The organism is Mycobacterium sp. (assembly GCF_040509115.1).
Classification (GTDB): domain Bacteria; phylum Actinomycetota; class Actinomycetes; order Mycobacteriales; family Mycobacteriaceae; genus Mycobacterium.
Window position 1 is genome coordinate 21438 of the sequence record NZ_JBEVLO010000022.1, and the last position, 13594, is coordinate 35031.

General features: G+C 66.1%; 13 protein-coding genes. 5 read left to right on the forward strand and 8 right to left on the reverse strand.

Annotated features, from left to right (window positions below):
* Both ABW137_RS02005 and ABW137_RS02010 read right to left on the reverse strand, forming a co-directional pair.
* A complete protein-coding gene (locus ABW137_RS02005) occupies positions 1-1053 on the reverse strand; it encodes an NADPH:quinone reductase (protein ID WP_526396358.1) in 1053 nt (350 codons plus the stop codon).
* A 67-nt stretch (positions 1054-1120) separates the two neighbouring features.
* Positions 1121-1387: a WhiB family transcriptional regulator gene (locus ABW137_RS02010; protein ID WP_526396428.1), complete on the reverse strand. Its 267-nt coding sequence runs from the start codon at positions 1385-1387 to the stop codon at positions 1121-1123.
* A 171-nt stretch (positions 1388-1558) separates the two neighbouring features.
* Between ABW137_RS02010 and ABW137_RS02015 the strand changes: the two genes are divergently transcribed.
* The 4 genes from ABW137_RS02015 (at position 1559) to ABW137_RS02030 (ending at position 5137) form a co-directional block, all read left to right on the forward strand.
* Positions 1559-2218 carry a TetR/AcrR family transcriptional regulator gene (locus ABW137_RS02015; RefSeq protein WP_526396360.1) on the forward strand — a complete coding sequence of 220 codons (660 nt, stop codon included), beginning with the start codon at positions 1559-1561 and terminating at the stop codon, positions 2216-2218.
* A 248-nt stretch (positions 2219-2466) separates the two neighbouring features.
* A complete protein-coding gene (locus ABW137_RS02020) occupies positions 2467-2940 on the forward strand; it encodes a WXG100 family type VII secretion target (RefSeq protein ID WP_526396362.1) in 474 nt (157 codons plus the stop codon).
* The gene (locus tag ABW137_RS02025; RefSeq protein WP_526396364.1) at positions 2937-4130 is read left to right on the forward strand and encodes an ESX-1 secretion-associated protein; all 1194 of its coding nucleotides are present in this window, start codon (positions 2937-2939) and stop codon (positions 4128-4130) included. The genes ABW137_RS02020 and ABW137_RS02025 overlap by 4 nt, the downstream gene beginning before the upstream one ends.
* Positions 4130-5137: a hypothetical protein gene (locus ABW137_RS02030; RefSeq protein WP_526396366.1), complete on the forward strand. Its 1008-nt coding sequence runs from the start codon at positions 4130-4132 to the stop codon at positions 5135-5137. Before ABW137_RS02025 ends, ABW137_RS02030 begins: the two co-directional genes overlap by 1 nt.
* A 5-nt stretch (positions 5138-5142) precedes the next feature.
* On the opposite strand, the gene ABW137_RS02035 is transcribed toward ABW137_RS02030, so the two are convergent.
* From ABW137_RS02035 to ABW137_RS02055, 5 genes are all read right to left on the reverse strand, one after another.
* Positions 5143-6009, reverse strand: coding sequence for an EamA family transporter (locus ABW137_RS02035; RefSeq protein ID WP_526396368.1), 867 nt, complete (start codon positions 6007-6009; stop codon positions 5143-5145).
* Entirely contained in the window at positions 6006-7139 is a 1134-nt protein-coding gene (locus ABW137_RS02040; RefSeq protein ID WP_526396370.1) for an acyl-CoA dehydrogenase family protein, read from the reverse strand. The genes ABW137_RS02035 and ABW137_RS02040 overlap by 4 nt, the downstream gene beginning before the upstream one ends.
* Positions 7140-8381: an acyl-CoA dehydrogenase family protein gene (locus ABW137_RS02045; protein WP_526396372.1), complete on the reverse strand. Its 1242-nt coding sequence runs from the start codon at positions 8379-8381 to the stop codon at positions 7140-7142.
* Positions 8382-8475: 94 nt separating this feature from the next.
* Complete coding sequence (locus ABW137_RS02050; protein ID WP_526396374.1) at positions 8476-9111, reverse strand: ScbR family autoregulator-binding transcription factor; 636 nt, start codon at positions 9109-9111, stop codon at positions 8476-8478.
* A gap of 48 nt (positions 9112-9159) precedes the next feature.
* Positions 9160-9837 carry a TetR family transcriptional regulator gene (locus ABW137_RS02055; protein WP_526396376.1) on the reverse strand — a complete coding sequence of 226 codons (678 nt, stop codon included), beginning with the start codon at positions 9835-9837 and terminating at the stop codon, positions 9160-9162.
* 595 nt (positions 9838-10432) lie between these two features.
* Between ABW137_RS02055 and ABW137_RS02060 the strand changes: the two genes are divergently transcribed.
* On the forward strand, positions 10433-11380 hold the full coding sequence (locus tag ABW137_RS02060) for an FAD-binding protein (RefSeq protein WP_526396430.1): 948 nt from the start codon (positions 10433-10435) through the stop codon (positions 11378-11380).
* Here ABW137_RS02060 and ABW137_RS02065 read toward each other — a convergent pair.
* Complete coding sequence (locus ABW137_RS02065) at positions 11327-13120, reverse strand: bifunctional diguanylate cyclase/phosphodiesterase (RefSeq protein WP_526396432.1); 1794 nt, start codon at positions 13118-13120, stop codon at positions 11327-11329. The genes ABW137_RS02060 and ABW137_RS02065 overlap by 54 nt on opposite strands.
* Between the last annotated feature and the right edge of the window lie 474 nt (positions 13121-13594).

Sequence of the window (13594 nt, forward strand, 5' to 3'; positions counted from 1 at the left end):
TCAGCGCGTCGCGACTCCGACGGCCTCGACCCCTTCGCCGACCTCAATCAGAACCTTGCCCGTCACACCGCCTTCGACCGCGTCGTGCGCGGCCGCGGTTTCGGCCAACGAAAAGCGGTGCAGCGGAAGGCCGGCGGCCTCGCCTACCTCCAGCACACCCGCGCGAGCCGCTTCCGTGACGTCGTCGCGGGCACGCCCGAGCGCAGCGTCCCCGAGGGTGTACAGGACGAGGAACTGATAACGGGCGTTGGCCGCCATGTTGTCCCGGATGGGCAAGGTCACGCTGTCGCCGCCGTTGTTGGCGTAGATCGCGATGGTGCCGCGGGTGGACAGGACGGCCGCGTCGAGTTCGGCGTTCTGTGCCGGTGCCACCTCCACGACGATGTCCACGCCGTGCGGAGCGATCGCCCTGATGGCCGACGCGGCGTCCTCGGTCTTGTAGTTGACGACGTGATGCGCGCCCGCCGCCGTTGCCAGCGCGGCCTTCTCCGGTCCGCTCACCGTGGTCACCACGGTGGCGCCTGCCCAGCGCGCTAGTTGAATGGCGGCATGGCCAACGGCGCCGGCGCCGCCTGCGACCAGGACGGTGGCTCCGTCAAGTGCGCCGGGATGCAATCGGGAGGGGAATTCCTCCGACACGGTCAGAGCTCGATGGGCGGTGATCGCCGGAACCCCCAGGCTCGCGCCGACTTCGAAGCTGACGCCGTCTGGGAGCGGTACGACGCGTGACGCGGGAAGAACGGCGTATTCCTGTGCCGTGCCGGTGGGGCGGCCGTGCTGAGCCAGGAACACCCAGACGCGATCATCGACGGAGAGGCCCGCCACCCCAGGGCCCACCGCGTCGACCACGCCCGCGCCGTCCTGGTTCGGGACGATCTCGGGGAAATCGAGTCCTTGCACGGTCGAGCCCGCCCTGCGCTTCCAGTCAGTCGGGTTGACTCCGGAGAGGACCAACCGGATGCGTACCTCGTCCTGGCCCGGCTCGGGGACATCGCGTTCGTTGAGTTCGAGTACCGAGCTGTCGCCCGTCCGGGAGTACGTAATCGCCTTCACTGGGGGAGTAACTTCCCGCATCGCCCCCGATGTTCCCGTCGTGGACGAGTTCGTCGCGGCCCGTCGGCTACTGCGGACTCATTCTGACGGGAAAGCCGTTGCGCTCGGCCAGGGAGCGCAATTGCGCCAGCGCGAACTTGCGGCCCCGCCCGGCGGCGGGGATCAGAATGCCCGCCCACACGCCTTCGGCGCCGGGGGTCTTGCAGGCCTCTTGAGCGCACAGCCAGCGGCGTGGGCAGCTGCGGCACAGCGCCTTGGCGCCGTCGTCGTTGGCCATCGTCCACCGGTCGGGGTTGCGCATGCAGGCGAAGCTCGAGACCTCGTCGAGCACCATCGAACTCGTCGCCCCGCCGTATCCGTTCAGCTCAGCCTCGGAGCGGGCTGGTGTGCGGTCGTGCATCGCGATGTCCTCCGTCCTAGCTCACTGCCGACAATACGTCCGTATTGTCATCGACAATACAACTGTATTGCTACCCTTGGGCGTGCGCACCCGAACGAGTCGACGATGACCTCGCTGTCTGCTGGTGAGGGACTCGCGGTCGCCGAACGCACGAACGTCGAGCGGATCCGTTACGCCGCGCTGAAGAGCTTCGCGGCGTACGGCATCGGAGCCACCTCACTGCGCGCAGTCGCGGCGGCGGCCGGGGTCTCCCTCGGGTTGGTGCAACACCACTTCGCCACCAAGGCCGGACTGGTCAAGGCCGTCGACGACTACGTGCTGGCACTGGTGGTCGCCGAGATGTCCCAACCGGTTCCCGAGCAGACCGACGACTCGGTCGCCGAGATCGGCAACAGGGTCACCCGCATCATCTCCGAACACCCCGACGTGGCGGGCTATGTCGGGCGTGCCCTCGTCGACGGCAGCCCGCTCGGGACGACGCTCTTCGACGCCCTGATGAAGGCGGGCATGGCACGCTGGAACCACCGCGTGGAACGCGGTGAAACCCGTCCCGACCTCGACGTGACATGGGCGGTCATCAACGCCTTGGTGCTCGCGCTCGGCGCGGTCAGCCTGCGCACGCACATCGATCGTCATCTGGCCGAACCGTTCACGACACCCGCCCAACTGCAGCGCTGGCAGGCCGCGACGGACACGCTGCTGCGCGAGGGGCTGTTCCAGCCGCGCGGCCGCCACCGACCTGCACCGGGATCCGGCTCACCCTGAAACGGTCACTCCGCCAGACTGATCCGCTGTGACGACACCGAATCGACTGCTAGCTGCGGCGTCCACCGGCAATGTCATCGGCTATGTCACCGGCAATGTCATCGGCTATGTCATCGGGTACGTCACCGGCGACCCGAGAATTGGTGCTCCGGCGGCGCGCCTTCCCGCGCGACAATGGCTGAAGGCGCAAACAGGAGGGGGAGCGGGTGCCGTACACGGTGTCGCAGGTCCGAGGATCGAATCCGGACGTGTTGAAGACCGCCTCCGCCGACGCGGAGAACTCAGCACGGCGAGTGGACGCGCAGATCGATCAGGGGCGTGCCCAGCTCGGCAAGCTGGCCGAGAGCTGGACCGGCACGGCAGCGGACGCCGCGCAGAAGGAATACGGCGAACGCCTCGCCGATCAAACCGACTTCAGCGCCAAGCTCCGCGAAGTGAAGGACACGTTGTCGACGTGGGGCTCGAAGCTGGTCGACAAGCGATCCGAGCTCGACGCGGCCGTCAATGACGCCGAGGTCTGGTGGAACGTGGCTGACGACGGATCGGTGACGCCGGGGGTCTGGTTGAGCTGGTGGGCCGAGTTGAGCACCGTCAACGCCCTGATCGTCGAGGGCAACCGCCTCGAGGTCGAGAACAACATCAAATTGGTCTTGGCGCAGTTCGAGGCCGACGACGTCGCCGCAGGCCGTGCGATTCGCAAGATCGGCTGGGCGCTAACGTGACCGACCCCGACCTGAAGGTCACCGTCGACCGCCTGAGGGACAGTTCGCGGGAACTCGAGAACATCGCGAGCGGCTACTTCAACGATGGCAGCGGACCGATTCTCAAGAGTGTCACCAGGCCGGTGTCCGGACTGGACGTCGGCTCGGCGTGTGCGGAGGTCGGCGACGCCCTGCTGGCGCGCGCACAGACGCTCGGGGAGGGCGTCGACGCGCTGGCTGGCAAGTTCGACTCTGCCGCAACGCTTTACCAACGGGGGGATACCGCCGCCGCCGAGGCCATCGACTTCGACCCGCCGGAAGCCGCCGAACTGGAGGCTGGCGACGACCCCGGTGAACCCGGCTACGACCCCGTCAACGAGTACGAGGAAGCACTGCATCAGGCGGGGTTGCTCCAGGGCAAGAGCGAAGGGCTGTACCGGGAATGGCTGCAGAACGCCGTCGACAACGGCGTGCCGCCGGAGGTCATCGTCGACGTCGCGCGGCAGCAGGACATCACCCCGGACAGTTTCGACGTGCTCGACGGCACGGAACGCATCACGGACGACAACCTGACACCCAACGACCCGACCGACGACAAGGACTACTTCTTGCTGCCTGAGAACGCGACTCCGGAACAGGCCCGACAGGCTGCACTGATGGCCTACGTCTACAACGCCGGTACGGGTTACGGCACCGCGCGAGGCAGCGGAAACAACGACTTCGCCGAGACGCCCTACAGTGCCAATGAGATTCAACGCATACGGGAACGGCAGGCGGCCAATGCCTGGAGCTACGACCTGGTGCCCGAGGCCACCAGTCAAGGGGGGCGCTTCGCTGCCACGCCCAACGGAATGCTGATGGGCGTTGGTGGGGGCGCAATTCAACAGACGGTCAGCGCGCAGGCCGGGACGTGCGTGGGCGACGTGTTCGCCGTCAACTACGACACCCCGCCGAACGGTGCCGCACAACAACTCCGCGACATCATCCGATCAGGCGACATGACGTGGCAGGACGACGCAGGCCGGCCCGTGCGGGGCCTCGATCTCGACCGCGTACTGCACCACGAGGAACGCCACTCCCAGCAATGGGCCGACTTGGGGTTCGACGGTTTTCTGCGGGAGTACTACACCGGAGCGGGCTATGACCAGCTGCCCGGCGCGGACAACCCGTTCGAGGTCAATGCCGGCCACAACGACGGTGGGTACCACTGATGCGCAGACCAGCGGCATTCCTGGCGGTGCTCATCGCGGTCCTGACAGCGGCCCTGACAATCGTCGGCTGTGGCCCCCTGAAGCCCGAGAACCCAATGGAATCCTCACTGCCGATCGTCTACGGCGCGCGGATCACCGACGGCAAGCTGAACATCTGGACCGGCTCGCCGTGCGCGGGCACGACGAGCGTCCGGATCGCCTTCGAATCCTCCGACGGCAAGCGGGCAGAGATGCAGTTGGGTACGCCGACCTACGAAGGCAAGCTCACCCCGGGGGTCCAGGTCGACCACCTCGTGATCGGCGACCCTAACCCAGGTTTCGACGTGCTCGAGGCGCTGCCGCAAGGATTCGACTGGCTCGGCGCTCAGACACTCACGTTCGATCTCGGAGGTCCGGATCTCTCACCCGGACGCGTGACGCAGATCGACCTCGCCGAGGTGAAGAGCGGATCCGCGCAGCACCCCGCCGACACCTACTGGTTCTCTGGCATCGGCTGGCTCGATCCCGAACAGCTCGCCGCGCAGGACGGCAAGACGCTGCTGGCGTACTGCACCCCTGACCCGGCAAGAGAGAGCCTGCCCCGGGTATCGGGAGTCCGCGTCACCGACGGCACGTTGCGCATCTGGACTGGGTCGCCCTGCTCACTGGTGACCGGTGTGATGCTCACGTTCCAGCCCGGACAGGCCGACCTGGTGCTGAATTCCGAGCGAGAGATCGGCCAGACAGTCGAGTTCCTCACCGTTGGGGGACCTTATCCGGGATTCGCGGTGGCCAACGCACTACCTCGCGACTTCGATTGGCGCACGGAGAAATCCGTGCTGCTCCGGGTGCGCTTCGACGGGGTCTGGTGGACGAAGACCACGGATCTGGCCGCACCGATCGCGGAGTCGGCAACACATCCCGCGGACACCTATTACTTCGAGGGGTTCGGGTGGCTCAGTCCCGCACAGGTCGCCGCGGGCGACGGCAAGGAGTTCATCACCGCCTGTTCCGAGGCGCCGAAGTGAATCCGTCAGGCCGCAGCCGGGCTGGGACGTCGGGTAGCCAGCAGTAGGCCCACCAGAATCAGCGCCAGTCCCACCAGATTCCACACGGTGAGAGGCTCGCTCAGGACGATGACGCCTGCCGCGAGTGCCACCACGGGATTGACGTAGGTGAACATCAGGGCGCGCGCCGCTCCGACCTCGCGGATCAAGGCGAAGAACACCAAGAAGGCGACCGCCGTGCAGATCACGGCCAAGCCGGCCAACGCCACCAGTACGCGTGTCGAGGGAACTTCGGCGGGCCAGGTCGCCGCAGCCGGACCCACGTACACGACTGCGGCGACGCCAAGGCACGCTGCGGTCATGGGAAGCGTGGGCACGTCCGACAGGTACCGGGCCGCAACGAGGGGCGCGATGGCGTAACACATTGCCACCAGGAGCACTTCGGTCACGGGCCACGCGCTTCCGCCCGTCATCTCCGGCCCCGCCAACGCGGCGACACCTGCGAAGCCGACCGCCAGCCCGGCGATCCGCTTGGTACCCAACCGTCGTTCCCCACCGGTGAACCTGTCCAGAACGGCGGCGATGATCGGCGCGGCGGCGATCAGGAGCCCCGTCAGCGAGCTGGAGATGTGCCTCTCGGCGTCCGATAGCAGCAGCCAGGCGGCGATGATCTCGAAGAACGCGAATACCAGCACTGGCTTCCAGCACTTGAGCACCGGGATCCACGCGGCACGGGACAGCGCGAGGGGCAGCAGCACCGCTGCACCGATGGCCGTGCGCGCGAAGACCAGCACGGGGGCCGAAACCCCTTCCACCGCAATCTTGATCAGCAGGTACGGGATACCCCAGACGACGCTCATTGCCGCAAAGAGCAGCCAGCCCTTCGCGCTCACGTGCTGGTCAGCGCCGCGTACCGCGCCACGTGGTGATCCGTTGAACCGAACTCGTACTGAACGGCGGTCAGCCGCTTGAAGTAGTGCCCGATGGCAAGCTCCTCGGTCATGCCCATGCCGCCGTGCAGTTGCACGGCGTTCTGGCCGACGAACCGGGCCGCCCGGCCGATGGTGGCCTTGGCCGCCGAAACGGCGCGCTGGCGGGTGACGTCGTCCTCGTGGAGTCTAAGTACCGCAAGATAGGCCGCAGCCACCGCCTGCTCCAACTCCATGTGCATGTCGACCATCCGGTGCTGCAGGGCCTGGAAGGCGCCGATCGGCTGGCCGAACTGCCGGCGCTGCTTGCAGTACTCGACGGTGTCGGCAAGCACGCGTCGCATGGCGCCGACCGCCTCCGCACACACCGCGGTCGCGCCCTCGTCGCGCGCCATGGACAGCGACGGCCAGGCCTGTCCACGCGCGCCGAGCAGGGCGTCGTTGGGCAGACGCAGATCTCTCAGCTCCAGATCGGCGGCGCGACGGTCGTCGATCGTCCGGTAGGCATGCATCGTCAGGCCGACTCCCGCAGCGCCGACGTCCACGAGGAAGAGCGACAACCCGGATGGGTCCCCGTCTGTCACCGCGGTGATCAGCAGGTGGGTGGCCAGTGGTGCGTCCACGGCCAACACCTTCGACCCCGCGATCACCCAGTCGTCGCCATCCCGATGGGCCGTGGTCGTGACATCCTGCCAGCGGTCACCCGAATGTGCCTCTCCAGCACCCAGACTCACAATCGCGTCGCCGGTGACGATGTCCCGGAGGACCGCGGCGGCGTTGTCGCCACCTGCCCGGACGAGGAGCCCCGCCGCGACGACGGCGGTGTTCACGTAGGGCTCGATCACCAGCGCATGGCCCAGTGCCTCGGCGATCACCATCACCTCGACGGGTCCACCGCCGATGCCTCCGGCGTCCTCTGGCAGGGCCGCCCCGAGGATGCCCAATTCGTCGGCGAAGGCGCGCCACACCTCGGACTGCCAGCCGGGACCGGTCTTCGCGGCCGCCCTGCTGCGTTCGAGCCCGTACCGATCGGCAAGAAACCTGTCGAGGCCCTTGCGCAGCATTTCCTGTTCGTCGGAGAGAGTGAAGTTCATCTAGAGTCCCAGAGCTGCCTTGGCGAGGATGTTGCGCTGAATCTCGTTGCTGCCCGCGTAGATCGAGCCTGCCCGATCGTTGAAGTAGCGCAGGGGAGCGACCGCCTGCCACGGCTCACCGCTGACGTAACCGCCCGCGGGCGGCTCGTACTCGGCAATCGGACCGCCGGGACAGGTGGCATGAGGCTGGTACGCGCGGCCCCGCGGGCCGGCCGCTTCGAGGGCCAATTCCGTCAAGGCCTGGCTGAGTTCGGTGGTGAGCACCTTCAGCATCGACGACGCCGACCCCGGTTGGCCCCCGCCGGCGAGCGCCGCCAGCACGCGGTACTCGAGGATCTCCAGGACATCGGTGCGGATGCGCGCATCGGCCAGTTTCCGCGCGAAACCCGGATCGTCGATCAACCGGCCACCGTCGGTGCTGGGCGACTGGGCCGCCGCCGAGGCGACCTGCTCGGCCATCACCTGTAGGGCGGGCGCCGCTGCGCCGCCGCCCCGCTCGAACTCCAGCAGGTACTTGGCCACCGTCCAACCGTCGTCGATACGGCCAATCACGTTGGACTTGGGAACGCGGACGTCGTCGAAGAACACTTGATTCTGAATCTCTTCACCGGATGTCATGACGAGCGGGCGGATCTCAATGCCCGGCGATGTCATGTCGATCAACACGAAGGTGATGCCCTGCTGTTTCTTTGACATCCGTGACGTGCGGACCAGGCCGAACATCCAGTTCGCCTCCCTGGCGTGCGTCGTCCAGATCTTGCTACCCGTGCAGATGAGATGGTCACCGTCGGCGGGATCCTCCCTGGCGGCCATCGACAGCGCGGCTAGATCCGAGCCCGCCTCGGGTTCGGAATAACCCTGGCAGAAGAACACCTCGCCTGTCAGGATCCGCGGCAGGAAGTAGTCCTTCTGAGCCGATGTTCCATAGGCCACGATGGCGTGGGCCACCATGCGAATTCCCATGGGCGACAGCGACGGTGCACCAGCGAGGATGGATTCGCGACTAAACACGTAGTGCTGGGTCAGGCTCCAGTCGCAACCGCCGTATTCGACCGGCCACGACGGTGCTGCCCATCCGCGCGCGTGAAGGATGCGTTGCCACTCCAGGCTGGCCTCGTGATCGCTGTACACACTGGTCATCAGGCGGCCCGCCCGTTGGAGCTCGGGTGTCAGCGTTTCATGCAGGAACGCCCGGACCTCGTCACGGAAGGCGAGGTCAGTAGGTGACCAAGTGAGATCCATCGGCGTCCCCCATCGTTCGAGTCGTCCGTCAGAGAGTAAACCTAGTTACCCAACTGGCGTCGCGAGCGGTCGCTTGCCGAGGACCGGGGGAGGATCAGCGGGCGGACTGCCTGGAGAGGAACTCCTGGTAGTAGTTCAGCGATTTCTCGGCGACGATCGCGGGCAGCAGCAACTCCCACATGAGGGCGAAACGCTGACGCAGATCGACCCCGCCGGTGAGGGCGCTGGAGAGGACTTCAGCCCCGACCATGGAGGCGACGATGGTGCCGCTGGTCGTCGCGGCATCGAGGTTGGCGCGCAGGTCACCTTCACCGATCGCGGCCTGCACGCGGACCGTGAGTTCCTCGACCAGGATCTCGTAGGTACTTTTTGCTGCCGCATTGAACTCGCCGAAAGTTCGAAGTAGCCGGGCACCCGCCCGCGCCACCTTGTCGGAGCCCAGTATGTCGGTGATCACGAACGAGCCATGGATTACGTTCTCCATCGCGGGCGACCCCGACCGGCCCGCCGCGCGGAACCCACCGATCACGGTCTCGGCGCCTTCTTCGATGATGGTCGTCGCGAGGGCTTCCTTGGAATCGAAGTGGTAATACAGTGCGCCCTTGGTCAACTCGGCACGTTCGATGATGTCGCCCAGCCCGCTGGCGGGATAGCCGATCTCGTTGATCAGGTCAACGGCCGAGTCGATGATCTTTCGTCGTGTCGCCTCGGATCGAGCTTGGCGCACCATGTTCCAGCACCTCCGTCGATCCAGTCGAGTGGCGATCCTCCGACGGCATCATAGTTTGTCGGCCCCCAAGGGTGCCGCATTGTCGATCGCGAACGCCGACCGCCTCTTGATGAACCCGGTGAAGTAGGGGATGCGATTCGGGTTCGTGAAGCCTGGCAACGCGAGCAGCAGCATTGCCTCGAAGTCCCCGATGAACTGCTGCGGGTCATCCAAATCGCTCGTTTGGCGGGTGCCGAGATAGATGGCTGCCACGGCATGGGCGACGTGTTCGGGATTACACTCCGGCCGGATGTCCCCCTCGTTGATCCCGCGTGTCGCGATGTCGGCGAACGTGTGGATCCAATTCTTCGAAACCCTGTCTTGCAGACCGTCGAACCGCCCGACCGACTCGAACAGATTCAAGGAGGCACGGGTGAGGTAGTGGCTGATGTCGGCTGCCGCGATGACGTAGCAGTAGTCGATCAGCGCCTCCAGACCGCTCAGTCCCAAGCCGACCCCTCTGCCGCCAACCTTCCGCGAGACGTCCAGGTGCCGCTCGACCAGTGCCGTCGCCAACTGGAGCTTCGATCCGAAGTGGGTGTAAAGCACGCCCTTGGTGACATTGGCGCTGGTGAGGATGTCGAAGAGATTGACCTGGGTATAGGGCATCACTGCGAACGGGCGGGATGCCGCTCGCAGGATGTGTTGCCGCGTTCTGTCGGCCTTGCCGTTGATCGGTTCTATCACTGCAACGCCTCTTGTCTCGACGGGCTACTGCCGGGGCGGAATGGAATCCCCCCTTCGTCGTCTTGGGGAAGTACCCCGTGGGTGAGCGAGTTCACACCTAAATGGGTGCTCGGTCACTCCGGTTCTCTGGTCTGAGAACACCGTTGCCTGGCATTTTGGGCGCGCCCGTGACCAATTTTGCTCCAGACTTTTCGTCAAATCTAGTGCTGCTATTCATTCTAAAAGTATGTAAAGTAACCGTCGTGTCGACTTCCGGTCCAACCCTGGCGCCCGTCGCTTCATGCGCAGGCGGCGGTTTGGACCGGTCTGTGATGGGCGTTGGGCACACCCTTGCTCATCGTGGCGGGCGTGTCCGCCATGCCATCGCGGCACCGGCGGACGGCCACGTGCGCGTCAGTATTCATCGAATGTCAGCAACGCCCCAGATTCTGCGATCGACGACACTCGTGCACCGGCAAGTTGCGGGCAGAAGACTGGTCCCAAGTGCAACAATAGGACAGACATCCGGTCGCGCGGCGGCAGTTCACCTGCGCGGTGCGGTAGCCGGTAGCAACTCATCAGCCTCTAATAAGCAATCTCGGAGTAATTGACGCTCATGTGGGACATCGAAGTCGACATTGCATGCATCGGTTCGGGTGTTGGTGCGCTGGCCAACGCGATCGCCACTGTCGACGCGGGGGGTGAGGTGCTGGTCGTTGACTCGGCTGCGCCATCCCGCGGCGACAAGAGTGCCACTGCGCTGCGCGAGCGCGTCCACGCGGGCCGCGGCTGGTTGGTCGACGACACGCGCGACATCGAAACCAACGAGTATCTGGCCGCCGTCGTCGAGGGCGTGCTGGATGCGCGTGCGTCGCTCTCGACGTACGACATCGATGGCGCAGTGCCGCTGCGAGACGCTCGCAACCTGTCGACGGAGGAGGCGCACGGGCCGACCGCCGAGACCTTCTACGGTGCCCGTCTCAACGCCTGGGCCGCTCAATGTCTCACGTCGCCCTACGGGCTGCTCTACTCCAGCATGCGTGACTGGAGGACCACGTCCATGCGGTCGTCCAGCGGCGAGTCCATCGAGGTCACGTCGATAGGTGAAGCGCCGTGGGGTGATGGGTTCGGCCAAGCCGATCTGCGCCACTGGGTCACCAATCAGGCGCAAGAGCGCGAGATCGAAGTGCGCACCTCCTGCGCGCTGGACCGCATCGTGTTCGAGGACGGCGTCATCGTCGGCGTCGTGCTGTCAACGCCGGATGGCCCGTGTGCCGTCAGGACTCGCGCGGGCCTTACGCTCGCACCGCGGGTCCAGGACCCGATGCTCGACGTCCACGCGAACTCCGGCGCCGATCGCCCGAAGCAGGTCTGCCTGGTCGGCCGGACCGCGAGCCGGTTCGGCCGGGTGGAACTGCTGGACACGGTGCCCGCAGCGGCGACGCGGCCGATCTGCACCGGCTCGCGTCGTCAGTTTCGCGCTGGAATGCACGACACGCGGCAGCCTTCGTTAGAGGGATGGCGATGTGGGAATGTCCACGGACACCCGGCCTTCGGCCAGTAGCGAGGCCATCGCATCGCCGGTAAGCGGGCGCGACAACAAGAAACCCTGAGCGCGGTGGCATCCGTGGTGTAGCAACGTCGTTGCGGCAAGCTGTGTTTCGACGCCCTCGGCGACTAGCTCCAACTCGAATGCGGCGGCCAGTGCGATGACCGCGCGCACGATCGCCAGGTCGTCGGGATTCGTGCCCAGGTCCGTCACGAAGCTCCGATCGATCTTGAGTGCGTCCACCGGCAGCGACTTCAGATGCGACAGAACGCTGAAACCGGTCCCGAAATCGTCGATCGCAACCTGAACTCCGGCCTTCCGCAGAGCCCTCAAGGTGACGCTCGTCGTCTCCAAGTCTTGTACGACGACGCTCTCGGTGATCTCCAGGCAGACCGAACCTCGGTCGAGGCCGAACTCCTTCATCACGGCGGCGACGGACTCCACGAAACCTGCCGTCACCAACTGGACGGGAGACACGTTCACCCGCAAGACGATTCCGTCGGCGACGCCGAGCGCACGCCACCTGGCGAATTCTTCACACGCCGTACGCAATACCCACCGCCCCAGCTCCCCGGCAAGGTTGATGGACTCGGCCACGGCCATGAACACCTCGGGCGCCAATGGCCCGCGGGTCGGATGATTCCAGCGCACCAGCGCCTCGGCCGCCAGCACTTCGCCGGTGCGCATGTCGATTTCGGGGAGGTACTGCAGGAATAGCGCTCCGCTCTCGATGACGTCCTGCAGGTGCATTTCGATGTCATTGCGATAGTCGGTCCGCAGGGACATCTCGTCGGAGAACACCGCGACCTGGTTGCCGCCCGCCGCCTTCGCGGACAGCACCGCCTGATCCGCACGACGAAGGAGGTCCGACGTGGTGTCCCGGCCGGGATATCCCAGCGCGACACCGATGCTCACCGTCCTGGTCAATATCTCACCATCCACCGGCACGCGCTCTCGAAGCGAGCTCAGTAGCTGGCCCGCGAGCTGCTCGGCATCCGCCGACGACGTCGGCGGCGCCGCAACGACCACGAACTCGTCGCCGCCTAGCCGCGCGATCACGCTGCCCTGCCCGGCGCCCTGCCGCAGCCGTTCGGCCACCACGCGGATGAACCAATCGCCGACGTTGTGACCTAGGTAGTCGTTGATGGTCTTCAGCCGGTCTAGGTCGAGGTAGAGCGCGGCCACGGGGCCCTTACCGCCTGCGGCGAGTCTCGCGTCCAGATGGTCGATCAGTGCACGCCGATTTCGAAGGCCCGTGAGGTCGTCGTGGTGGGCCAAGTAGCGCAGGCGCTCTTCTGCCTGCACCCTCGCCTGCACCTGGGCGAACAACGACGCGATGGCCTCCAGCGCGTTGATTTCGGCGGCCTGCCACTCACGGTCACCGACCTTGACGAAGCCGAGGACGCCGGTCGTGACCTCACCGGACACCAAGGGGGCGGCCGCCATAGACGTTTGTGGGATGTTGCGCCCCGTCTCGATGCGCTTCTGATAGTCCTCGTTCTCGGGGCGAAAGACCATGGGCACCTTGACGTGCTCTGCCGCCGCGAACACCGGGTCCGCGCCCTCGAAGTAGACGACCTTCAGCGGATCGGGATCGGGGATGTCGGGGCGAGGCGGCCACTCGGCGACCAGGATCGACGCACGGATGGTGTGATCGTTGTAGCGCAGGAAGCTCACGTCGACGTCGAAGTACTCGACGAGTACCCCCAGGACCTCCTGGGACACCGCGGCTGAGGTCGCCGCATTCGCTGCCATCAATCGGACGGCGACGTTCGTCACCAGCCGATCCAGGCTCAGAGGCGACTTTTCCGCGGACACCGAGTTAGCGTAGCGGGGCAGCGCCCAACTTGACGGCGCGCAGGCACGCGAACCGTGGCAAGGGACGCCGTCGGCCGCAGCAGGACCAAGATCAGCGATTCGTGTCCGGCATCGGCGACGTCGGCAACGCAAGGAACTGCGCCATCAGCTCCGCCAACTCCTTCGAGGCGATTCACGTCGCCACGACGCTGCCCTGCCTGCGGGCCTGGCCGGCCAGTACGTGGCCCGTCCGCGCGGACCACGGCCGTCGCCGACACCACGCGTCACGCCGCCAGCCAGCTTAGCCGGAGCGCGTAGGGGAAACCTCGTCGTGGGCGACGTCGGCCACGACGAGGGACCGAGCCGCCTCAGTGCAACTGCCTGACCAGGTGCCGTCGGAACGGACTCACGCGGCCTCGACGGCCGTGGGCG